This is a genomic window from Annamia dubia NIES-4383, from assembly GCF_055394725.1.
The window spans coordinates 1,330,810-1,354,280 of sequence record NZ_AP025630.1 but is presented as its reverse complement, the minus strand read 5'-3'; the positions used below and the strand labels follow the sequence as shown (position 1 = coordinate 1,354,280).

The window sequence follows — 23,471 nt, the reverse complement described above, 5'->3', positions numbered from 1 at the left end:
TGTTTAAATTATTTAACAGTTTGATTAATAAAAAAATTCCAATAGGGATTAGCAAATAAAATAATTAAAGCTATAACTAAACAATAAATTCCGGTTGATTCCACCACCGCCATGCCCACAAATAAAGTGCGGGTAATATTGTTAGCTTCATCGGGCTGTTGTGCCAAAGAAATTAAAGCTTGAGCTAAGGCTTTTCCCTCTCCTAAAGCCGGCCCGATCGAACCGATGGCCATTGTAATACCTGCTGTCGCAATTGAAACTATTGCAATTAAAGTTAAATTATCCATAATTAGTTATTAGTTATTGTTGATTGTTGATTGATTCTTTATAACAAAATTTTAGCAATTTTAATAATTATCAATTATCCATTTTGTATTAGAAAATAATTAACCCGGAGGCCATTTCATGGGGCGTTCTCCTAAGAGATGAAAATGTAAATGATCAACAGTTTGGCCGCCATCATCACCATTATTTATTACAATACGATAACCATTAGTTAAACCAACTTGTTGAGCAACTTTTTGCACAGTTAATAATAAATGACCTAATAAAAGTTGATCCTCTAAAGTAGCTTCATCTAACTTAGGAATGGGTTTTTTTGGAATAACTAAAATGTGAGTTGGAGCTACCGGATTAACGTCTTTAAAAGCGATCGCTTGATCATCCTCATAAACAATATTAGCAGGAATCTCACGGCGAATAATTTTACTAAAAATAGTTTCACTCATAAATCAATAATTTAGATTGAGATTTGAAATTTTAAGATTAATCAGCTAAAATATTAATAATAAACTACTTTGGCACAAATTGACAAAGCTCATCAAAAAAATTAACTAAAGTTAACAGAAATGTTGAATGTTAGAAGAAAGAAATAACCAAAGTTAGTGAATATGATAGAATCAGGAAAAACAAATAAAATTAAATTGCTAAATTATGATAGTCATAACTTTTCCTAAAATAGTTAAGGATATTTTAAAACCATTACCCAAAAAAGATTATCCAGTTTTAGATACATTTTCATTTATGTCCCTCTGGAGAATATAATCAACAGATAAATATATATTTGTTTAATTGGTTATTTGATATTAAAATTAATAAAAATACCAGTAAAATTTGAGGGATCACTATTAGATGAATTTTCTTATCTTCAAGCTTGTATGTATCAAAAAATTAGTTATATTCATTGGTTTTAAAAAACAATTTAACTACGATCAAAATTAGCCTTTTAGATTAGTATGTCTAAATATATTAAGTTTTGTTAAGATATTCAAAATTTCTGAGTTTCTAACAGTCGATCGCCAGATCCTAGATTTTAAATCTTTGTAAATGTTATATTTGATCTTTTGATGTGTAAGATTAAACTATAAATAAATGTTAAAGACGTGCTATGGTACGTCTATGTAAACCGTTATATATTAATTAATATTAAAGCTCTCAAAACCGATTATCATTTTTATTTAAAGTCATTATGTCAACCCTTGTTATTGTTGAGTCGCCTACTAAAGCTAAAACTATTCGTAATTATCTACCCTCTGACTACCGTGTGGAAGCGTCAATGGGGCATATTCGGGATCTGCCTTCCTCGGCTGACGAAATACCCCCCGAATATAAAGGACAGTCATGGTCACAGTTAGGGGTTAATATTGAAAAAGATTTTGAGCCGATCTATGTGATCCCTAAAGGTAAAACGAAAATAGTTAGCACCCTCAAAAAAGCTATTAAAGAGGCTGATGAGTTGATCCTAGCCACTGACGAAGATCGGGAAGGTGAAAGTATTAGTTGGCATTTAATGGAACTTTTAAAGCCTAAAATGCCTGTTAAACGCATGGTTTTTCATGAAATTACTAAAGAAGCCATCCAAAAAGCTCTGAAAAATTGCCGTAATATTGATGAAAATTTAGTTCATGCTCAGGAAACCAGACGTATTTTAGACCGTCTTTTTGGTTACACTTTATCCCCTTTATTATGGAAAAAAATCTCAAGGGGTCTATCGGCCGGGCGTGTTCAGTCGGTGGCGGTGCGTTTATTAGTACAAAGGGAACAGGAAAGACGAGCTTTTCAAACCGCTAGTTATTGGGATTTAAAGGCAGATTTAGAGAAAGATAGCAAAAATCCCTTTTTTGCTAAATTAATCAGTGTAGGGGGGCAAAAAGTCGCCACTGGGAGCGATTTTGATGGTAAGACCGGAAAATTAAGCAAAGGTAAAAAAGTAGTTTTATTAAATGAGGCCGATGCGATCGCGCTCAAAGCCAGACTTGAGGGTAAAACATGGACAGTGAGCGATACGGAGGAAAAAGCCACCACCCGCAAACCTTCCCCCCCCTTTACCACCTCAACTTTACAACAGGAGGCCAACCGTAAATTGGGTTTATCCGCACAGGAAACCATGAAAACCGCTCAAAATCTCTATGAAAACGGTTATATAACCTATATGCGCACGGACTCCGTACATCTATCGGATCAGGCTATTACCGCCGCCCGTAGTTGTGTAGAACAAATGTACGGTAAAGATTATTTAAGCCCTAGCCCTCGTCAATATAAAACTAAAAGTAAATCTGCACAGGAGGCACACGAAGCGATCCGCCCTGCCGGAGAAGCTTTCCGCACCCCTAAAGAAACGGGTTTAAGTGGGCGGGAATTATCCGTTTATGATTTAATTTGGAAACGCACCGTAGCCTCACAAATGGCAGACGCTCAGTTAACTCAGTTAACGGTGAATTTACAGGTAGAAGATGCGGGTTTTCGTTCAACGGGTAAAAGAATTGATTTTCCGGGCTTTTTCCGTGCATACGTTGAAGGATCGGACGATCCCGAAGCGGCCTTAGATAACCAAGAGGTATTATTACCCGATCTAGTCAAGGGCGATCACCCCAAATGTAAAAAAATTGAGACTGTCGGCCATGAAACTCAGCCTCCGGCCAGATATACGGAAGCCTCTTTAGTGAAGACTTTAGAACAGGAAGGAGTGGGTAGACCTAGCACCTACGCTAGTATTATTGGTACGATCCGAGATCGGGGTTATGCCGTGATCCGCAATAAGGCTTTAGTACCAACTTTTACGGCTTTTGCGGTGACTAACTTATTAGAAAAATATTTTTGTGATCTAGTTGATACCCAGTTTACTTCTAAAATGGAGCAAACCCTTGATGAGATCGCCACTGGTGAGGCCAAATGGTTGCCCTACTTAGAAAAATTCTATTTAGGAGAAACGGGGCTACAAACTCAAGTTAAAGTTAAGGAAACGGAGATCGAAACGTCCGAGTCTAAGGCGATCGCGCTAGATGGGTTAAATGCTACCATTAAAATCGGAAAATTTGGGCCTTATGTGGAAAAGAAACAGGGTGAAGAAGTTTTAACTGCCTCGATCCCCCCCGACTTAACCCCTTGTGATCTTAACCCTGAACAGATCGATCTCATTTTAAAACAAAAAGCGGAAGGGCCTGATCAACTGGGTACGGATCCCCAAACTAACTTACCTATTTATCTGTTAACGGGTACTTATGGGCCTTATGTGCAGTTAGGGGAAGTGACAGAGGAAAATAAAAAGCCAAAACGGGTATCTTTACCGAAAGACTTAAAACCGGAAGAAATGACTTTGGAGGCGGCCTTAGGTTTACTTTCCCTACCGCGCTTGTTAGGTACGCACCCTGACACTGGTTGTAAGATCAAGGCCGCTTTAGGGCGTTTTGGGCCTTATGTGGTGCATGATCAGGGTAAGGAAGGCGGCCAAGACTATCGCTCTTTGAAAAAAGAGGATGATGTGTTAACCATTACCCTTGAAAGGGCTTTAGAGTTATTGGCGCAACCCAAACGCGCCAGAGGAGCGAGTAAAACCGCTAAAGAGCCTCTGAAAGCTTTAGGAGTGCATCCAGAGGATAATGAGCCTGTCAATATTTATAATGGGCCTTACGGGGATTATATTAAATATAAAAAGACTAATGTAGGCATTCCTGAAGGTGAAACGGTGGAAAGTATGACTTTAGAAAAGGCTTTAGTTTTAATAGCCCAAAAAACAGGAGGAAAGAAAACTACGGCTAAGAAAACCACTACGGCCAAGAAAACCACTACGACAAAGAAAACTACTACTAAAAAAGCAACTACCACTAAGAAAACTACTACTAAAAAATAAAGTTCTTTGTTGTGCTTTAGTATCAGTTTTCAAGCAAGGCTTTTTCAAAGTCAAATCTTATAATTTTTATTATTAAAAAAGGGATAATTTCTAAGATAAATAGTTCAATAAATTGAAAAGCTAATAGCGATCGTTCAATTTATTGAACTCACAATTGTATTTTTTTTGAAAAAACCCTAATAACCTTAATTTTTAAGTTTAAGTTATTTTTTAAGTTTTTGTTTAATTCTTGTCATTAACATTTCTAATTCTGGTAATTTTAATTGAAAGGCAATTCCTAAAAAGATAATTATTCCTAAAATTGTTTCTAAGCCTAATTTTATAATTTCAATTATTAAATTATTACTAGGCCAAATCATTTCTAAACCTAAATAACTTCCCCAACAAGCACAACCGGAAATAATACTAGCAAAAATTAAGCCTAATAAAGCTATTCCCCATTCAATTAAGGGTAATCCATTTAAGCGTTTATTTAATACGAAAATAAATAATATAATCGAAATAATATTAACTCCAATGGTGGCAAAAATTACCCCCGGAGTTTGAAAAGCATTAACTAAAATATAATCTAAAATTGCATTTAAAAAGATGTTGGCAATACTTATTTTAAAGGGTGTTTGGGCATCATCTAAAGCATAAAATACCCTGACTAATACATCTCTTGATAAATAGAAAAACATCCCAAAACCATAGGCCATTAAAACTGGTGTCACAAAATCAGTTGAACTTGCATTAAATGCGCCTCTTTGATAGATTACTTTAGCGATGGGTTTTGCTAAGGCCAAAAAAATTGATGTTAAGGGCAACATGGTTAAAGCTGTTAATAATAAACCTTGTCTAATTCTTGTTTTTAATTCTCCCCAATTTTCGGGGGCGGCCAATTTTGCAAAAATAGGTAAAAATGGAACTAAAATAGTATTAGAAATAACCCCTAATGGCGTTAAAATAATAAAACTGGAATAACGCATTGCTGAAACTGCTTGGGGAATACCTGAGACAAAATACATATCTGTTGACACATTAATATGTAACATTCCTGATGCTAATGTAGCGGGAATCATCAATTTTAAAACGTCTTTTACTCCTGGTATATTCCAGTCAAATCTTAACTTTAATTTCCCCATTCCTGAGCGTGATTGTGCAATAATTTGAATCAACCATTGTAAAACTGCCCCCAGTAGCGTTCCTCCGGCTAAAACCCAACCTCCTAAACGCATATATTCAGGATTGTGAATATTACCCCCTAAATTCAGAGCTAAAACTCCTACTCCAATAATTAGGGCTAAACTTGAAAAGAGAGGACTAATACTTGGTAGCCAATATTGATCAGAGGCATTCAGAGTGCCAAAACCGATGCCGATTAATCCGGCAAAAAAGGCAAGGGGCGCCATGATTTGCAGTTGTTCAGTGGCGATCGCTCTAATCTGTGGATCTTGGCCAGGGGCTAATAAATCAATTAAATAAGGGGCGCTAAAGACGACAATTAAAGAAAAAATTAATAAAATACAACTCACAAAAGTTGTAATTGCTTCTACTAAAGGGGCGGCTTCTTCTTTTTTTCTTTTAGCTAAAACACTCACTAAAGCACTATCAAAAGGCCCGTTAATTCCTCCTAAAAGAATCAGAAAAAATCCCGGAATAATATAAGCATAACCATAAGCGTCCACAACGCCACCTAAGCCAAAAGCGGCGGCGATCGCCTGTTCACGAAATAAACCAAATAATTTACTAATTAAAGTGGCAATACCGACAATTCCGGCAATATTTGCTAAAGATCGTTTTTTTTGTGACACAAATTTTCCCTAATTATAAACTAATAAAATAATAGATTTTACCTGAAATTGGATCATTTTGCTATCGGTTATTTTTGATCGGTTGACTGTAGGCAATTGATCCTTGATCAATTAGCTAAAAAAAGACTAAAAAGGTCAAAAAATAAATAATAATAAATAAGGATTCAACCTTGGTCAATTGATCAAAACCTTAAGAAAAATTTAACAATGTTTTGACATAATTGGGGAAAAATAAAATTATAGTTGTATTAATTTAAAAATCATAAAATAAAGAGGAGTTGATCAAAATTATGACGGCCAATATTATTGAATTAGTTGATAATTTACCTACGGATAACATCACTGTAAAAGTATTAAGATCGCTTGATTTTGTTGTACCCGGAACCTATGAAAATCGAGTAGGATTTAATAATACAATTCGCTCAATTACAGGGATAACAGATTACGATCAAATTAATAAAATTCGTGATCGGGCTATGGCAATTTATGAAGATAAAAATGAAGGTTATGACACTGCTTTATGGATCTATCAAACTATAGATAATTTAGATACAGCAGTAGCGGCGGCGGCTTTAGCCGATAAAGTAGGAGATACTTTTAAATTTATTCCTTTTTTAGATAAATTAACCCCAAAAGCTGACAATGTACAAACGGGAGATTTGGCCATTAAATTAGTAGGAGAATTAATTGCTTATAGTAAAATGAATAAAATTACCCTACAACCGGCCGAATTTGCTAATTCTTTAAAAGCTAATTATAAAGATGAAGCATTAATGAGAATGGTAGCCTTAATTTGTTTTGATGGTTTGTTACCTTTAGGAGCAGATTTTCTTCAGAAAGTTCAACAAATGTTAAGCCAAAATGGTCAAGCTTCTTTACAAAATAATGCGGTTTTTAAAACTATTGGAAATTTAATTCCAGCAGATGATAAAGCAGGATTTATTAATAATACATTTACAGCCGCTAGTGGTTGGATTAATAATTTAATTTCTTCCACAGGTTTAACTCCCGCTACAGTTTTAGGGGGTTTAAGTAAATTTATTCAAATTGCAGATGATAAATTAGATTATGTGGCCGCTTTTATTGATGCTAGTACCAATTATTATGAACATACAGGTATTCAAACCGTAGCGCGTAATTTAATTGAAAGAGCAAGTCAACAAGTCGGTTAAAATTAATAGAAAATCACCCTAAAAAAAAGAAAAAATTTTATATTTTTGCTCTTGAAAGGGTACGTTATTTAGTTAGCAAATCCCCCTTAAAAGAGGGATTTAGGGTGAGCCTAAGTTAATTATAAATTGATAATTCTTAATTAAATAATTCATTTATTTCCTTGATCAATTGTTCTATAATTATGGGCTTACTCAAATGAGCCTGAAAACCTACATCCAATGACTTCTTGATACTTTTAATATCTGCATAACCAGACACTGCGATCGCCGGAATTTCTCCCCCTTGTGAGGGTGGTAAAGCTCTAATTTGACGCATCAGATCATATCCATTAACTTCAGGCAAGCCAATATCGCTGATGATCAAATCCGGTATTTCCCTAGTCAGTTGGGTTAAAGCTTCCTTGGCCGAACACAGACAGGTTACAATCGCACCAAAATTTTCTAACACTAAAGCAATAACTTCTAAAATATGTTGATCATTCTCAACCAGCAAAATACGCATCCCTTCAAGGGTTTTTTTCTTGATCGGTGGTGCAGATGGCAAAGATTGGGAAGATTGAGAGCCTTGAGTCGTAACATTAGGTAAAGTAATGGTAAAAGTGCTTCCCTGCCCTATGCCCGAACTATGCGCCACCACCGTTCCCCCATGAGCCTCCACAATGGAACGCACTAAAAACAATCCTAAGCCCAAGCCCCCTGTCCGTCTGCTTTTAGAAGAATCCGCCTGTCTAAACTGCTCAAAAATATGAGGTAAGGCAGAAGGAGCAATCCCCTCACCAGTATCCTGTACCCGTATCTGTACCTGATTAGGCCGATCAATTAACCGTAGGGTGATTCGCCCTCCTCTGGGGGTAAATTTGATAGCATTGGTGAGCAAATTGGACATCACTTGAAGCATACGAGTAGGATCAAGTTCTAATGAGTCTGGACAGGCTTGGAAATCCGTTTCCAATTGTAGCCCGTTTTGCTCAATCTGGTTTTGAATCTGGGAGATCGACTGTTGTAATAAAGCTCTCAGATCACAGGATTTAGGGTTAATCTCAAAGCGTTGCTGAATCATACCAGAAACATCGAGCAAGTCTTCAATTACCTTCGTTTGAGTCAAGGTACTATCACGAATGGCAGCGATCGCCTGTTCCATTTGAGCCTGATCCAATCCCCCCTGCTCCATCAATTGAATCCAAGTTGAAATCGTAGTTAGGGGAGTGCGTAACTCATGGGAAACCATGGCCAGAAATTCATCCTTACTAGCATTGGCCGCCTCAGCAATACGGGCTTTACCGAGTAAAATCTCACCGTCACGCTGTGCCAAAACGAGGGAAATCATGGCCGAGACTAATGGAATATAGAGATCTAACATCCGTAACTCTCGCATTGTCGGACGGTGAGGCTCTCGGAAATAGGTGGAAACCACCCCCAGTAACTGCCCTTGACGACCGATCAGAGGGGTTGAATGCACCGCCAAAGCCCCGGCCTTGGCCATAATCTCACAGTAAAGAACAAAGGTAAGATCCGTTTGTACATCCTCAATAATTACCCTTTGACCAGACTTTAGGGCATTACTACAAGGGGTATTATCATCAATATGCACTTCCCTGAAATAATCAAGAAAATCTGAATTAAGCCCTTGATGAGTAACAATTTCTAAGACTTGTCTTTGGGAGTCATAAAGTTGAATATTACCCAAATCCCCATGGAGTAAGTTAATAGTAGTATTGAGAATTTGGTTCAAGATCACATCCAAATCTAAAGAGGAAAATAAGCCTAAACTCAGATTTTGCACCTGATTGAGAGCTAATAACTCCTGTTCTAATTCCCCTTGGCTATGGCGCAAACTTTGCTCTGTTTGCTTAAGATTATCTATATCTACTAAAGCCACAATTGCCCCCATAATTTGATTGTCAACGGTACGGTAGGGGCGGATCCGCAACATATACCAGTGACCTTGTTGATCCTGCACCTCCCGTTCCACTATATTGAGAGAGCAGATCACCTCTCTTATTAAAGCTTCTAAGTCAGAACCGATAATATTAAACCTCAGATCGCTGATCGGCCGGCCTACATCCGTAGGAATTAGGTTAAAGACGGATTGGGCTGATGGGGTAAAACGGCGAATACACTGATCATCTGAGAGCATCAAGATGGGAATATTAACATTATTAATCAAATTCAACAGGTCATCATTGGCACGACGGGCTTCTATATTGCGATTTTGTAATTCCTCATTGGTGGTTTTCAATTCTTCATTGGCTGACTGTATCTCCTCTTTAGCCGTTTGCAGTTCCTCATTGGTACTTTTTAACTCCTCATTACTAGAGAGAATTTCCTCATTAGCGGCGATCAGTTGTTGATTTGTGGACTCTTTCTCCTCAATAGTTAATTGTAAAAGGGTTTGGGTATCTAACAACTCTTGACGAGTAGCGGCCAATTCTTGGCGAAGTCGGCGGATCTCGGGATCAATCTCAATCAGTTCCACTTCCGTTTCATTAGCCTGTTCTGATAAAGCAGGTAAAATTTCCGAAATTTCCCGCTCAAATAGGATCAAATAGCAACGCTCAGAAGAAGTGGAAAGGTGAAAAGGGATTACTTCCACCGTCAATTCCGACAGATCCGGAATTTTTAAGCCCCGTTTTCTGATGGCAATACCCTGTTTTTTAGCTTCTTCAATGGCGATGCGTAAATCAATCAATAAGCTAGGGCGAATCATCTTTAAGAGGTTATAAATTGGCTCTCCGGCCGGTATTCTAAGGTAGGGACTCGTATCCCCCCGAAATTGGAGAATATCAAGCTGTTCATTGACAATCACCCCGGCCGGCCCAAAGCGACTTAACACAATCTGATCCGCCCATTGCTGAAGGTTACTGCGGTTGAGGGAAGCGGAAAAACCTTGTCTTTGTTCAAAATCCGCTTCTCTGGGATAATAACTAGCTATGAAATCAAAATTGAGACGACAAGGCACAGCACTGCGGTTATATACCTTGCCTTGGGCATCAAAGACTTCAAACAGATCCGTTGTATCCCCTAAGCTTTCCGAATTGCCTAAAATTAAAAAGCCTGTGGGTTTAAGACTGTAGTGGAAGAAGGATAATACCCGTTTTTGAAGGGATGGTTTAAAATAAATCAGCACATTGCGACAACTGAGCAGATCAATATCAGAAAAGGGGGGATCACTGCCAAGATCTTGACGGGCAAAAATACACAGTTCGCGCACTGATTTTTTAATTTGATAGCCCCCCTCCACTTCATTAAAAAAGCGATGACGGCGTTCATTAGAGATATTTTCCATCTGGTTTTCCCGATAAAAACCAATCCGAGCAATTTCAATGGCTTCGTTACTAATATCTGTGCCAAAAATTTGAATGGTGGGGTTGAGGAGTTGATGATGTAGACACTCTAATAAACAAATGGCTATGGAATAGGCTTCCTCTCCCGTTGCACACCCTGGCACCCAGATGCGAATATTGGTGGCGGCGTTGGGCTGTTGACACAGTAAGGGAAAAACCCGCTCCTGAAGCACAGTATAGAGTTCAGGATCCCTAAAAAATCCGGTGACGCTAATTAACACATCTTGATGCAAGGCCTGAATTTCATCGGGATGATCGAGCAAATACTGGATATATTCGCTTAAGTTGACGCATTTTTGCAGTGCCATGCGTCTTAGCAGTCTTCGCTGAAAAGTGCTTGGTTTATAGTTGGCAAAATCAACCCCACTTTGATGTTGTAATAACCGAAAAACCGTTACCAGTTCATTTTCATCAATCACGGTAGTTTCACCTTCGCTTTGTTCTAGGGTCATCAGTGAGCTTATATAGGGATGTAGTTTAAGTTTTAGCAATTCCTGCGCAATTGCCTTTGGAGATAGGACAAAATCCACATTACCTGTAGCAATAGCGGCGTTTGGCATTTCGGTAAATTGAGAGCTGGAGCGATCTTGAGCAAACACAATTCCCCCTTCGGCTCGAATGGCTTGAACTCCAAGCGCTCCATCATTATTACTACCTGAGAGAACAACGGCGATCGCTTTATTTTTTTGATCTTTAGCTAAGGATTTAAAAAACAGATCAATAGTTTTAACCCGTCCTTGAAATTGATTACAGGGATCTAATTGTAATCGTCCGTCAGCTATGGTCATTTGAACATTAGGCGGAATCACATACACATGATTTTCCTCCACTTTCATGCCATTTTCTGCCGTGTGAACGGGCATTCGTGTGGTGCGCCCTAATAATTCACTTAAGAGGCTTTTTTGTTCGGGTGAAAGGTGTTGAATCAAGACAAATCCCATCCCTGTATCAGTGGGTAAATGACTAAGCAATTCTGAAAAAGCATCTAAACCCCCTGCGGATGCTCCAATACCTACAATCAGCGATCTATTATTATTTTTCGTTTCAGATGGATTTGTCATGTTTGTTATTGGTTATACCAAATAAACTGTGATGTTCATTTATTATAACCTAATGATTTTGTGTTATTTTGATTGTTCTAAAATTCAATTTTAATCCCACATTTTGGCCAAAATCACAATTAATGCTAATAATTACGAAGATTCTTGCCAAATTAATTAACTGGCGATCGCCTTGGATCCCCCTTGTGTAAGGGGGATTAGCTTCAATTATATTAGGGTGCGCTCAGTGTAACTAAATTTTCTTCTGGTAAAAAACTGTGAAATTTACCTTGATTAGCTAAAACCGCCACTAAATGCAAAGAAACATCAGGCTGGATCTGAAGATCCGCCCAAGGTACGGCTATTTCTAAACATTGTTTAAAAGCCATTTCCGCACGACTACGGCGGGAATGCCAATGGTGTTCAGCCCTTGCCTCCGCAAACCATAATGACTCTGTGATTAAATTAATGCCTAAATGATGGCGAAAAAGGTAATTCATGGGGGCTTTGTCGGGTAAACCATCTAAGGGCGGACGGCTGATCTCCCCACTGATGCCCGGATAATACCAAAATAAATGGAGTTCGGGGGGAATATCTTTCCCCGGCACCGTTCCCTGTTTAAAATCTAGGCGCAAATAAAAATTAAGGTGATCTAAGCCATAATATAAACGCTGTACGGCACTAGCTTGGTGCATTGTACCACGCGCACCGCCAATTTCGATGCGCCCAGCCTTATCCCAATCCTGTTCATCGCCCACCCCATCAATAAAGGGATGAATAAAGCTTTGGGGCAAATGATCCTCAATTTTTTCATGACTTTCTAAAGGTTCGCTTAAATTGGCGGGGATCGGCTCATTGAGGGCTTTATAAATGCCTGTTAAATGTTCACGGAACAGTTGATCAAACATGGCATCATGGTTTGAAGAATGGCCTTCCCCAAACCACCAAAACCAGTCTGAGCCTTCGGCCGCATATAATGACTCCCATGCTTGGGGGTTGGTTTCTTCGGTGGCTTCGGGATGTTTGGCTAAAGTTTCACGGGCGTGGGTTAATAGATCCCATGCTTTATTTTTAACGGGATCGCCGATCCATGTGCTGAAACTACCGTCAACCCATGAGCCACTATGTAAATTTTGAGAGGGAATAGTGGCTGTGGGAGGATATTTTTCCACAAATTCAGAAACAGTTACTAATTTAATTTGCTCATTTTTACTTAGTCTTTCATAGAGGGAATTAAGAAAATGTAAACCGTCTTTTTGATAAAATTCCCAACAATTTTCACCGTCTAAAGCGATGGTAACAAGCCAAGGTTGTTCTAAAGTTGTATGATTATCTGTTTGATGTTCTTTTAATTGGCGAGAAATTCCCTCTAAATGGGCAATTAAGTCTCCGGCGGCTTTATTGGCATCCATTGCTCCATAGGTAAAGCCAATTAAATCAGATAAACGGTGATCTCTAAAAACGATAGACAAGTCACCATGAGAGGTTTCTAGGCGATAGGGGCGATATAATAATTCAGGCTCATAAACATTGCCCACTTCGTTACGGTGGAAAAAGTGCTTAAGACTCCATCCTAAGACGGCTTCATCGGAACAGATCCAATTAAAACCTGCTTGTTTAATGTGAGGCAAAATAGCAGGACTTACTGACTGTTCCGATGGCCAAAGCCCCCTCGGTTTTTGACCAAACCGATCGCTGTATAATTCCTGAGCTTTTCTGAGGTGACGGGGTATATCTTCCTCCCATTGGAAACGATTTTGGGGTAAAGCCATATTTGCGATCGCCACCCTTCCGGCGTTGGTATCAGCTAAGAGGGGCAAAATGGGGTGAGTGTAGGGCGTGGTGGTAACTTCTAACTGGCCGGCATCCTGCATTTTTTTATGTTGGGGAATAATTCTTTTAATTATTTCCTGTTGTTTTTGATAGATATTCTTGCGATCTTCTAAAGTAAAATTTTCCCCTTGTTTTAACCAATTACTGATAGCTGGATCATCCCAAAATAGGGGATCAATCCATGCTAAATTATGCCATGCTAATAGATCATTATAATCTCTTAAATCCCAATTTTCTAAACACCATCTTTGGCCTTTATTTCTTCTTTGTTCGTATAATTGAGCATAGCGAGGATGGGGGTCTACTAAGGTATGATGATTACCGTCAAAAAAGTGTTCAACAATGAAATGTTTTTGCTCTAAATTTAACTTTTGTGCCTCGGTTAAAGCTACTTCTAAATAGGGATCGATCGCTTTTCCATTAGCATAATCTTCTAATTGTAAAATTAAAGAAGGCACAAGATTAACTGTTTGATGAAGTTTCGGATATTTTTCTAAAATTAAAATTAAATCTAAATAATCTTTTGTGCCATGTAAACGCACCCAAGGTAAACGATATTGTTCAATTTGATTGTCAGGACTTGGTGACTTATATAGGGGTTGATGTTGATGCCAAATAAAGGCAACGTATAAGGGATGAGCCATAATTATAAATAGAATTACTTACTTTATTGTTATTACTAGATATTGTGGTTTACTTTAGTTTATTTGTCACCAAAATGTAAGAAATCTTAACAAATTATTGCATTTTATTAGTTAACTTTAGTTAAGGATCTCTATTACCTTTGAAATTTATTTCAAAGTGATATTAATACTCGAAGTATTTAACCCGCCTTTAACTCAAGTTTAAGGCTAACAAAAATCGTTCAATAAATTGAACTAAAATATGTTTCAATAGTTCCCCCTCGCCCATTGGGAGAGGGGGTGAGGGGCTGAGGGCTAAAATTTATAAAAATAAGAAATTAAGATGATCAAATAATATTTTTCAGATCAAAAGCTAAAATTGTGCCTTCCGTTGTCACTGCAAAAATTAAATTTTGCCATGCTTTTAAATTTAAAATTGCTCCCTTTTCAATTACTGATTGAAATATTAATTTTCCTTGGAAATTAACTCCATAAATATGACCTTGATAATCACTGGTAATTATTAACTTTTGTTCGGGTAAAATTACACCGGAAAATAAGGCACTTTCCCCTTGAAAAAGTTTTCTCATTTTGCTTTTTTTTACTTTAAAATCTCCTTGTTGATTAACTTTATAAATTTGCCCGTCACTTGTGCCGATCATTAAAGATTGATTAACAATTTCTCCCCATAATACCGATGATTTCATTTCATTTTTCCAGATTAATTTACCCTTATTAAGATCATAACAATTAAGCCCTTTACTATGACCGACAAAAATCTTTTGATCATGATAAGCTAAAAACCAACTACGCCATAATTGATCATCCTTATTTTCCCAAATAGTTTGCCATTGATCATTGACTAATTTTAAATTACCATAGGTATCAACAATTAAAATATTATTGTCAGCAAAAGTTAAGTTAAAAATATATAAACCAGAGTCATAATAATTAGAACGAATATTATACAATGATTGGGGCTTTTTCCCTCTTAAATCATAAATTTTACCATTATCACAACCACAGTAAAAATATTGATCATTAGTCACAAAACAATTGATTTTACAGCCTAATTCCTGTTGATTAATAATCTCACCTTCATGATTAAATCCTAATAGTAAACCATCCCTATTTCCCATCCAACAAATATCTTCATTAACTGTTAAACTCCAAATAGGAATTTTCCAATAACCTTTTAAATTTGGGGGCGTATATTGCCATAATAAATTAATCGTTGCTTCCCCTTGTTTTACTTGATTATTTTCACCAGCCCCGAACTTACATTCGGCCGTTAAAAGAGTATAAATTTTACGATCTTTTTTGGGATCAAGTTTAGGAATAAACTCCCGATGATAGGCCGAATAATCAACAGCAAAAAAAGGCATTTTTGCTAATTCTGGAAAGTCTTTAAAATTAATAATATCTTCAGGGTAATAAGTAGTGCCAAAATCATAGGAAAAAGCCCTGCCACTTTCCCCTTCATGACCCGCAATAATTGCCCCAATATAAGCCCCAGTTTGATCTATTTGGAGTAGATGTCTACCACAACAACGGTACATAATAAAAGCCATAAATTAACAGTTGATAGTTGATAGTTGAAAGTTAATAATTTTTGCAATTTTGAATATAATTTAAAATTAAATTATTAAAAGATAAACTAACGCATATTTTCTTGTATTCTTAAGCCTTAAAAAGATACTAAATTAAAAAAATCTTCAGGTAAAACTAAATATTTCCCTATTTGACAATCTTCAATTTTTAACCAGAGAGCGGTTTTTTCACGGTCTTTTTCTCGAAAAGTTAATTGATCTAATTTATAGAAATTTTGATCGACAAAATCGCATTGATATAATTGGATTAATTCATGGCCTTTTTGTCCATTATAAATAAAAATATTTTCCAGACAACCCAAATATTTAATATTAGTTATTTCGGCGTTAATTTCTTCTTTAAATTCTCTTTTTAAAGCCTCAATACTGGTTTCCCAAAATTTAACACCGCCCCCTAAAGCACGGTAAAAAGTTTGTTGTTTAACTTGATCATAACCTTGAGATAAAAAAATTAAATCCTGATCAATAATTACCCCTAAAGCTGTTACTCTAATTTTAGGTTTTTTCGATGTTTTGACTTTTTTACTGTGAGATTTTGCCATAATTGTTTAAAGTAATTAAATAAATTTAAAGATTAATAATTAGGTTGGCATCATTAAAGAAAAGGTGAGCAATGATCTACAAAAAATTTAAAAATTTATTATAAAATGATTGCTTAACCTTGATCAAAAATTTATTCAAAAAATTGGTCATTTCTCCTTTCAGTTACTTGCCAATCATCATTTTCACCGCCAAAAATAATCCGTTTAATTTCTACATATTCTTGACTTAATTGATTTAAAGAATTAATTAAAATATCTATAGCAATTAAATCACTTGTTCCTAGATCAAACCAACATCTTCCCCATGTGCCTAAATATTGAAATTCCCCCATATTGTGCATGGGTGACATTAAAATTTGATCCCCTAGTTCGTGATCATAATCCATATAACTAATATCTATTCCTTGATCTTGAATTTGTAAATTTTCCGCATTAAAACCACCTAATTTTCCTAAAAAAAACCATGAAGAAAATAATTCTTCAATATATTGTTGTTCCATTGGTGAAGGATAATTTTCAAACTCTAACCAAATCCATAAATCAAAAGGATTAAATTCTCTAAATTGCACTTCTATCATAATTTAAGTAATCAATAATAAGTGGTAAATATTCAACTAAAATTAAATAAATAAAGCCAAGTTTAATAAATAAAATAAACTGAAATTAATTAGGCCGTATTTGAAAAAATAATTTTAATTTTTGCGATCTTGCTTAATTAAGACAATGATTTTTTAGCAAAAAATTGTTAAGCTATATATCTATTGTTACATAATTATGTTTTTTCTGGAAAAGAAAAAATCAATTTTTTTTAATATTTTGAGATTACAAAAAACTATGACTTCTATCAGTCTGATTAAAGCCAATAGCTATGAAATCCCCACTTTAAAAGAGTCTTTAATTAATTTGCTTTCTCCTTTGGGTGGGATCGAAAATTTTGTTAAGCCGGGCGATCGAGTCTTATTAAAACCTAATTTTTTAACTGGATCACGGCCAACGAAAGAATGTATCACCAGAAAAGAACTTGTTTATTGTGTGGCACAAATGGTACAAGAAGCAGGTGGAAAGCCTTTTCTGGGGGATAGTCCAGCTTTTGGGACTGCTTACGGGGTGGCTAAAAATAACGGCTATTTACCTTTATTAAAAGAGTTAAATCTGCCATTAATTGAGTTTTCTGGGAAAAGATATGAAACTCAAAACGATAATTTTCAGTATTTACGCCTATCAAAAGAAGCAATGGAGGCTGATGTGGTGATTAATTTACCAAAAGTTAAATCCCACAGTCAGTTAACCTTAACTTTAGGAGTCAAAAATTTATTTGGCTGTGTACCCGGAAAAATGAAAGCATGGTGGCACATGGAAGCGGGGAAAAATGCCGATTTGTTTGGGGAAATGTTAGTTACTACGGCTAAAACGATCGATCCTGATTTAACGATTATAGATGGCATTATTGGCCATCAGGGGAATGGGCCTCATGGGGGAGAACCACGTCAACTAGGGATTTTAGGGGCTTCAAGGGATGTTTTTGCACTCGATCGAGTATTGGTAGACATTCTCAATGTAGATCCTTTACTTGTGCCAACCGTGGCCACTTCCTTAAAAATGGGCTTATGTGAGCAAAGTATAGATCAACTTAATTTTCCCTTAGTTCACCCCCGTGATCTAGTCATAGATGATTGGAAATTACCATCAGCCCTTATACCCATTGATTTTGGTTTACCAAGGGTTTTCAAATCTACTTTGAAGAATTTTTATATCAAATTCATTAAAGAACCATTAAATCTTTATTCCAATTCTTAAAAAGATTGGTAACATAGATTACGGTATTTTAGGGCATTTTGTTAGACTCTAAAAATACCCTCCGATTGCTTATGTTCAGACCGCCACCTCATCATGGGCGGTTTTTTATTGACTAATTTTCAATTTTCTCATAATTTAGACTTTCAAAAAAAGCCAATTTGAGGGGCTGTCATCACTGTTAATTTCCCAATAAGTCAATTTAGTGCTAAAACTGAAAACATCCTTCTTCAATTTTCAGTTTTGATGTTTTAATTTTATGTTTTAATAATAAATATTAAGATTTATTACAGGAGGGTATTATTTTGAGTAAAGTTATTGTGATTAATGATGCTGACTTTGAAAAAGAAGTTTTAAAGGACGATCACACTGTTCTGGCTTATTTTTGGGCTTCTTGGTGTGGCCCTTGTCGTCTGGTATCTCCTTCCATTGAGTGGGCAGCACAAACTTACAGCGATCGCCTCAAAGTGGTTAAATTAGAGGTAGATCCCAATCCCATTACCGTGACAAAATATGCGGTGGAGGGAGTACCTGCTGTAAGATTATTTAAAAATGAAGAATTAGTTTTATCTTTTGAAGGTGCAATTACGAAAGATAAGTTAAAAGCTTTATTAGATCAAAATTTATAATCAGTAATAAGTAATAATGGATAATTGATAATTAACTGATAGCTAACAAATGACTAATGACTAATTCCTCTCAAAATTAATTTTATACCTAAGAAAATTAGATAATTAACTTTATCAAGAAAAAGATGTTAATAATGGGATTAAAATAGTTCAACAAAATTATAATTAATTAATATTGTCTCAAAAATACTTACAACAAAATGCAATTATCTCAAAAATTAGAACATTTATCCCATAATGTTTTTGCAGATATGGATACGGCAAAAACTAAGGCTGAGGCTCAAGGTAAAACTATTATTGATTTATCTTTAGGCTCATCGGATCTACCTACACCTGAGCCAATTATTGACACAATTAGGGAATCTTTAAATGACAGTAAAAACCATGCTTATTTATTACATCATGGCACTTTAGATTTTAGAAAAGCCGCCGCTTTTTGGTATACAAAAAGATACGGAATTTCGATTAATCCAGATACGGAAGTTTTACCATTAATTGGTTGTCAAGAAGGCACGGCACATTTACCTTTAACTATTTTAAATCCGGGGGATTATGCCTTATTAACTGATCCGGGATACCCTTCCCATATTGGGGGGGTTCACTTAGCAAATGGACAAATTTATTATATGCCTTTGTTAGCAGAAAATCAATTTTTACCTATTTATGAAAATATCCCTCAAGATATTATTAAACAGGCAAAATTAATGGTGTTAAATTATCCCCATAATCCCACCTCAGCAATGGCTACCATTGAATTTTTCCGTAAAACTGTAAAATTTTGTCAAGAAAATAAGATTGTTTTAATCCATGATTTTCCCTACGCTGATATTTATTTTACGGGAACACCTCAACCGCCTTCTGTTTTACAAGCTGATGTCAATAAAGAAATTTCGATCGAACTATTTACCTTTTCTAAATCCTATAATATGGGGGGTTTTCGCATCGGTTTTGCTGTGGGAAATCAACAGTTAATTAAAGCTTTAAAACAAGTTAAATCGGTGATAGATTTTAACCAGTATAAAGGCATTTTAAATGGGGCGATTACCGCTTTACAATGTCCCGATCAAATTGTTAAGAAAACTGTCAAAGTATTTGAGCAAAGAAGGGATTATTTAATTCAATCTTTAAAAGCAATTGGCTGGGAAGTTCCCACTCCTTTAGCTACTCTTTATTTATGGGCAAAATTACCGCCAAAATGTCAATTAAATTCCGTTGATTTTTGTATCAAATTAGTAGAAGAAACGGGTGTAGCACTGACCCCCGGCTCTGGTTTTGGTCAATCTGGGGAAGGTTATGTGCGATTTGCCTTAGTTTTAGAACCGGAAATTTTAGAAATTGCCACCCAAAAAATTGGTCAATTTTTAGATGATCATAAGATGTTATAATTATTATTTATTTTCTAATAACAGATGAATCAAAATTCTCAAAAACAATTATCTCCTGAATTAATTAAGCGTTTAAAAGCTGAGACAAAAAAGCCCTATCGAGGCTTAAGAAAATTCTTTTATTTAGCTTTTGGAATCTCCGGTTTTCTAGGGGCTTTAATTTTTCTCTTAAAACTTTTAAGCGGTAATTCTAACAGTTCAACTATTCCTAATTTGGCTTTACAATTAGGAGTAATTGCTTTAATGATCTTTCTTTTTCGCCTAGAAAATAAGGAAGTTTAAGATTAAATTCTTAAACTTCCTTATTGTAATTTTTGGCTAAAATTTGGGCAATTTATGCTAATTCGGCTGATGGTGTTTCTTCTGTACTGCCACCACTACGGCGGCGGGTTAACATATTAAATAACATAGTACCGATGGCTTTAACGAGATTACCTTCTAACTCATTAAACATTTTCATATTCATGCCAAAAGCATCATTGGCTTCTGTGACAATGCGATCGGCTGTGGCTTGATCAATGGGTAAGGTATCCATCGCATGACGATACTTGTCTTTAAAGGCTTTTTCATCGGGGATGTGTTCAAATTCATAAAAAGCAGTACCATCGCCATTTAAGTTCATGGCGTTTTGAGCGATTTTTTTAAGAATTTGACCACCGGAAAGATCACCTAAATAGCGAGTATAGGAATGACCTACTAATAATTCTGGCTCATTTTGGGCAATTTCCCTAATGCGATCAACATAAGCTTGACCGGCCGCAGTAATTTGGATTTCTTCGCGCCAGTTAGAACCATAATAAAACTGGAGATCTTTTTCTAAACTTTGTTTCCGATTTAATTCAGGATAATAAATTTGAGAAAGAATAGGATGATCTTTGAGTTTCTCCATTTCTTCTTCCATCGTTGAATAAACGAAATAGAGATTAGTGACAAGTTTACGATAGGATTTTTTTTCAACTACCCCTTTGAGAAAACATTTGATAAAACCAACATTTTCTGCCATCGTATGGGATTTTTTTGTACCTTCTCTTAACTGAGTTGCTAAATTTACGCTCATAGTTAATTCAATATCCTGTCTTAAAAGTTTAATAGTTTTGTTAAATGCTTAAGAAAAAATTTTAAACGCTTAACTAGCGTAAACCATATTGCTAACCTTTTTTGTTAAGATTCTTTACAAAAATTGTCATTTGTTATTGATCACTGTTTGGATCTGCGGGTAAAAATTTTAACACCCATCACACCACCAAGGGCAATCAGACCAATTAAAAATTGATCGGCTAAACTATAATGTTCATGAGGCTCATGATTTGGAGAATAGGCAATCTCATCGGTTTCAATATTTCCCTGATTAACTGGAATAACTAAACGATCCCAGTGATTATCTTCACCAATTTCGATCGTCCAGTTTCCGTTGATCGTGGGATCGGGAGTAAAGAGAAAATCTCCATTTTGATCAGTTTGCCCTTCTAACCAAGGTTGTTCAGAATTTTCAGGAGAATAAATCACAATTTTAGCGTTTTTAAAGGCATCTCCATTACTAAAAATTGATTTAAGTTCTAAGCCTTTTGACTGTAAAAAATAATTAGTTTCAACTTGATGGGCTAAAGCCACAGTGGGAGAAAGGCTCAAGCCAAGGAGTAACCCTAAAATGAATTTTAAATTTTTCATATTGATTATAAATGGTGATTAATTTTTTTGATTATAACTTTTACCGTGACCAGTGACCAGTAATGAGTGATCAATGATCAATTAACCATTTTCCTCTAATAAAATCTGTAAAGTTTCTTTCATTTCGGTGGTGGTAGTTGTGGCCGTGCCAAAATGACGTACCACAATACTAGCGGCTAAATTTCCCAAAATGGCGGCATCAAAAAAGTTCGCCCCCACTGCTAAAGCTAAAGTTAAGGCCGCTACCACCGTATCCCCTGCCCCTGTGACATCAAATACATCGGTGCGATTAAAAGCCGGAATGTGAGCTATTTTTACCTCATTATCCTCTTTTTCAAATAAACTCATGCCATCTTCGCCCCTTGTGATTAAAATTTTCTGAGCATTAGTTAAATTTAATAAATCTTTTCCAGCTTTATATAATGAGTTTTCATCTTTAATTTTATAGCCTACTGCCAATTCAGCCTCTGGAACATTAGGCGTAAACAGAGTTGAATTTGCAAATCTTCCTAAATTTTTCTGAGTATCTACAATTACCCTAGAATGGCTTAAACTGGCTTTAATCACAGGTTGGGTAAAAACTCCATCCCCATAATCAGAGCATACTACCCCATCAACTTGAGAAATTTGTGAGTTAATATAGTCAGCTAACTGCATTTGTAGATCAAGATCGGGTAAATCATCTGATTTACGATCGACCCTCACAATTTGTTGACTAACCGACTGCCTTGCATGGCCTACAATTCTGGTTTTTGTAACCGTTGGGCGTTTAGAATCAATTAAAATACCCGTTGTATCAATTCCTGCAAGGTCAAAAATCTGCTTTAAAGCCTCACCTTGGGCATCATTACCAATTATGCCGGCCACTTTAATTTTACCGCCCATTTTGGCTAAATTATAAACCGCATTAGCACCTCCCCCTGGGATCTGCTCCGTGTATTCATGGCGTAAAATTAGAACGGGGGCTTCCCTTGAGAGCCTTTCCACTTCTCCTGTTAAAAATTCATCTAAAGTTAAGTCACCCACTACTAAAATATTTGGTTGATTAAATTGATCTAAATAGTTGTTTAATTTAGGTTGAGATTGGGCTAGATAATTGTAAAAATTCTGATTAATTTTAGTCATTTTATATGTAATTAAATTTAATAATTTTTTTTCTAGTATTAAAATAATTTTAAATAAATTATGTTTAATATGTTAAGCTTTTTTTGCTTAATTTTGAAATTAAAAAATTAAAAATTATTAAAACACAGATAATTTTAATTTAATAATAACATTTAAGCACAACCTTCAATATAACCAACTTCAGGAAAACGGCCAGTTCTAAAAGTTGTAACTTTACCATTACTATCGGTTTCAAAAATAATAGCATAATTGGGATTAAAATTATTAGGTAAAGTTAAAATTAAATATTTTCCATTTTCTACATAATGATGAGGTTCTTCTTTAATATTATTACCGTAAATTTGTTTAACTTTTGCTTCTGTATCCCCAATTTTTATTCCTTCTTTTGTTGTCACAACGGGATTAAAAATATCAATTCTGGCAATTTTATTATCTATTATCATTAATAAAATATCATTGATTCCCACGATTGAATAATAATAACAACCTCCTTCTTCTCCGCCACTTTGTTCTTTTTTTAAAGTTAGATTAGTGGCTTTTTCTGCTTCTTCGATCGTCATTTCTGTTTTAATACTTCCCATGCCTTCTAATGTTACGGGTGATTGTAAATTAAAAGTAGTTGAATTATCATTATTACTAATAGGAGTTGGGGGATTAATAGGGGTAGAAGTATTAACAGGTGTGGGAGTATTAACGGGAGTTTGATTAACAGTTTTTTCTGTTTTTTCACATCCCATTAAGCTAACAATAAAAACTAATAAAAAAGCATAAAATTTAAACATAA

At 35.7% G+C, this 23,471-nt stretch carries 18 protein-coding genes and 1 pseudogene; 7 read left to right on the top strand and 12 right to left on the bottom strand.

The genetic code is table 11. The annotated features are described in order from the left end of the window. Positions 1-8: 8 nt before the first annotated feature. Both Anndu_RS06115 and Anndu_RS06110 read right to left on the bottom strand, forming a co-directional pair. Positions 9-287: a F0F1 ATP synthase subunit C gene (locus Anndu_RS06115; protein WP_464103525.1), complete on the bottom strand. Its 279-nt coding sequence runs from the start codon at positions 285-287 to the stop codon at positions 9-11. Between the two features lie 99 nt (positions 288-386). Beyond that, positions 387-728 carry a histidine triad nucleotide-binding protein gene (locus Anndu_RS06110; protein ID WP_464103524.1) on the bottom strand — a complete coding sequence of 114 codons (342 nt, stop codon included), beginning with the start codon at positions 726-728 and terminating at the stop codon, positions 387-389. A gap of 205 nt (positions 729-933) precedes the next feature. On the opposite strand from Anndu_RS06110, the pseudogene Anndu_RS06105 reads away from it, so the two are divergent. Together Anndu_RS06105 and topA are read left to right on the top strand one after the other, a co-directional pair. Beyond that, positions 934-1,035 (top strand): annotated as a pseudogene (locus Anndu_RS06105) (IS4 family transposase); the annotation flags it as partial. 433 nt (positions 1,036-1,468) lie between these two features. Next, positions 1,469-4,129, top strand: a complete 2,661-nt coding sequence (gene topA, locus Anndu_RS06100) for a type I DNA topoisomerase (protein WP_464103523.1) — start codon at positions 1,469-1,471, stop codon at positions 4,127-4,129. 203 nt (positions 4,130-4,332) lie between these two features. Here the strand turns inward: topA and murJ are convergent, their stop codons facing one another. Further along, positions 4,333-5,922, bottom strand: a complete 1,590-nt coding sequence (gene murJ / locus Anndu_RS06095) for a murein biosynthesis integral membrane protein MurJ (protein WP_464103522.1) — start codon at positions 5,920-5,922, stop codon at positions 4,333-4,335. A 290-nt stretch (positions 5,923-6,212) separates the two neighbouring features. Between murJ and Anndu_RS06090 the strand changes: the two genes are divergently transcribed. After that, positions 6,213-7,094, top strand: coding sequence for a hypothetical protein (locus Anndu_RS06090; RefSeq protein ID WP_464103521.1), 882 nt, complete (start codon positions 6,213-6,215; stop codon positions 7,092-7,094). 136 nt (positions 7,095-7,230) lie between these two features. Here Anndu_RS06090 and Anndu_RS06085 read toward each other — a convergent pair whose 3' ends face one another. From Anndu_RS06085 to Anndu_RS06065, 5 genes are all read right to left on the bottom strand, one after another. Continuing rightward, positions 7,231-11,499, bottom strand: coding sequence for a chemotaxis protein CheB (locus tag Anndu_RS06085; protein WP_464103520.1), 4,269 nt, complete (start codon positions 11,497-11,499; stop codon positions 7,231-7,233). A gap of 212 nt (positions 11,500-11,711) precedes the next feature. Next, the gene (locus Anndu_RS06080; protein WP_464103519.1) at positions 11,712-13,955 is read right to left on the bottom strand and encodes a glycoside hydrolase; all 2,244 of its coding nucleotides are present in this window, start codon (positions 13,953-13,955) and stop codon (positions 11,712-11,714) included. A gap of 326 nt (positions 13,956-14,281) precedes the next feature. After that, on the bottom strand, positions 14,282-15,505 hold the full coding sequence (locus tag Anndu_RS06075) for a PQQ-binding-like beta-propeller repeat protein (RefSeq protein ID WP_464103518.1): 1,224 nt from the start codon (positions 15,503-15,505) through the stop codon (positions 14,282-14,284). A 116-nt stretch (positions 15,506-15,621) separates the two neighbouring features. Next, a complete protein-coding gene (locus Anndu_RS06070; RefSeq protein ID WP_464103517.1) occupies positions 15,622-16,086 on the bottom strand; it encodes an NUDIX hydrolase in 465 nt (154 codons plus the stop codon). Positions 16,087-16,217: 131 nt separating this feature from the next. Next, complete coding sequence (locus Anndu_RS06065; RefSeq protein ID WP_464104041.1) at positions 16,218-16,661, bottom strand: DUF3531 family protein; 444 nt, start codon at positions 16,659-16,661, stop codon at positions 16,218-16,220. Between the two features lie 259 nt (positions 16,662-16,920). Here Anndu_RS06065 and Anndu_RS06060 point away from each other — a divergent pair, with 259 nt between their 5' ends. The 4 genes from Anndu_RS06060 to Anndu_RS06045 all read left to right on the top strand — a co-directional run bounded on the left by Anndu_RS06060 (position 16,921) and on the right by Anndu_RS06045 (position 20,176). After that, on the top strand, positions 16,921-17,883 hold the full coding sequence (locus Anndu_RS06060) for an Npun_F2552 family protein (RefSeq protein ID WP_464103516.1): 963 nt from the start codon (positions 16,921-16,923) through the stop codon (positions 17,881-17,883). A gap of 302 nt (positions 17,884-18,185) precedes the next feature. Beyond that, complete coding sequence (locus Anndu_RS06055; RefSeq protein ID WP_464103515.1) at positions 18,186-18,509, top strand: thioredoxin family protein; 324 nt, start codon at positions 18,186-18,188, stop codon at positions 18,507-18,509. Positions 18,510-18,709: 200 nt separating this feature from the next. After that, complete coding sequence (locus tag Anndu_RS06050; protein ID WP_464103514.1) at positions 18,710-19,894, top strand: LL-diaminopimelate aminotransferase; 1,185 nt, start codon at positions 18,710-18,712, stop codon at positions 19,892-19,894. Between the two features lie 24 nt (positions 19,895-19,918). Then, positions 19,919-20,176, top strand: coding sequence for a DUF3493 domain-containing protein (locus tag Anndu_RS06045; RefSeq protein WP_464103513.1), 258 nt, complete (start codon positions 19,919-19,921; stop codon positions 20,174-20,176). Positions 20,177-20,228: 52 nt separating this feature from the next. On the opposite strand, the gene Anndu_RS06040 is transcribed toward Anndu_RS06045, so the two are convergent. From Anndu_RS06040 to Anndu_RS06025, 4 genes are all read right to left on the bottom strand, one after another. Continuing rightward, positions 20,229-20,951, bottom strand: coding sequence for a biliverdin-producing heme oxygenase (locus Anndu_RS06040; protein ID WP_464103512.1), 723 nt, complete (start codon positions 20,949-20,951; stop codon positions 20,229-20,231). A gap of 140 nt (positions 20,952-21,091) precedes the next feature. Further along, positions 21,092-21,562 (bottom strand): hypothetical protein, encoded by a 471-nt coding sequence (locus Anndu_RS06035; protein ID WP_464103511.1) that lies wholly within the window; start codon positions 21,560-21,562, stop codon positions 21,092-21,094. 81 nt (positions 21,563-21,643) lie between these two features. Beyond that, on the bottom strand, positions 21,644-22,687 hold the full coding sequence (locus tag Anndu_RS06030; RefSeq protein ID WP_464103510.1) for a bifunctional heptose 7-phosphate kinase/heptose 1-phosphate adenyltransferase: 1,044 nt from the start codon (positions 22,685-22,687) through the stop codon (positions 21,644-21,646). A gap of 152 nt (positions 22,688-22,839) precedes the next feature. Continuing rightward, positions 22,840-23,469 carry a DUF963 domain-containing protein gene (locus Anndu_RS06025; RefSeq protein WP_464103509.1) on the bottom strand — a complete coding sequence of 210 codons (630 nt, stop codon included), beginning with the start codon at positions 23,467-23,469 and terminating at the stop codon, positions 22,840-22,842. Positions 23,470-23,471: the final 2 nt, after the last annotated feature.

Coding starts and splice junctions, on each gene's coding strand:
- Anndu_RS06045 (WP_464103513.1), top strand. CDS start 19,919: ATGAATCAAAATTCTCAAAAACAATTATCTCCTGAATTAATTAAGCGT.
- Anndu_RS06025 (WP_464103509.1), bottom strand. CDS start 23,469: ATGTTTAAATTTTATGCTTTTTTATTAGTTTTTATTGTTAGCTTAATG.
- Anndu_RS06085 (WP_464103520.1), bottom strand. CDS start 11,499: ATGACAAATCCATCTGAAACGAAAAATAATAATAGATCGCTGATTGTA.
- Anndu_RS06115 (WP_464103525.1), bottom strand. CDS start 287: ATGGATAATTTAACTTTAATTGCAATAGTTTCAATTGCGACAGCAGGT.
- Anndu_RS06035 (WP_464103511.1), bottom strand. CDS start 21,562: ATGAAAAATTTAAAATTCATTTTAGGGTTACTCCTTGGCTTGAGCCTT.
- Anndu_RS06070 (WP_464103517.1), bottom strand. CDS start 16,086: ATGGCAAAATCTCACAGTAAAAAAGTCAAAACATCGAAAAAACCTAAA.
- Anndu_RS06050 (WP_464103514.1), top strand. CDS start 18,710: ATGCAATTATCTCAAAAATTAGAACATTTATCCCATAATGTTTTTGCA.
- Anndu_RS06030 (WP_464103510.1), bottom strand. CDS start 22,687: ATGACTAAAATTAATCAGAATTTTTACAATTATCTAGCCCAATCTCAA.
- Anndu_RS06080 (WP_464103519.1), bottom strand. CDS start 13,955: ATGGCTCATCCCTTATACGTTGCCTTTATTTGGCATCAACATCAACCC.
- Anndu_RS06090 (WP_464103521.1), top strand. CDS start 6,213: ATGACGGCCAATATTATTGAATTAGTTGATAATTTACCTACGGATAAC.
- Anndu_RS06040 (WP_464103512.1), bottom strand. CDS start 20,951: ATGAGCGTAAATTTAGCAACTCAGTTAAGAGAAGGTACAAAAAAATCC.
- Anndu_RS06075 (WP_464103518.1), bottom strand. CDS start 15,505: ATGGCTTTTATTATGTACCGTTGTTGTGGTAGACATCTACTCCAAATA.
- Anndu_RS06110 (WP_464103524.1), bottom strand. CDS start 728: ATGAGTGAAACTATTTTTAGTAAAATTATTCGCCGTGAGATTCCTGCT.
- Anndu_RS06060 (WP_464103516.1), top strand. CDS start 16,921: ATGACTTCTATCAGTCTGATTAAAGCCAATAGCTATGAAATCCCCACT.
- topA (WP_464103523.1), top strand. CDS start 1,469: ATGTCAACCCTTGTTATTGTTGAGTCGCCTACTAAAGCTAAAACTATT.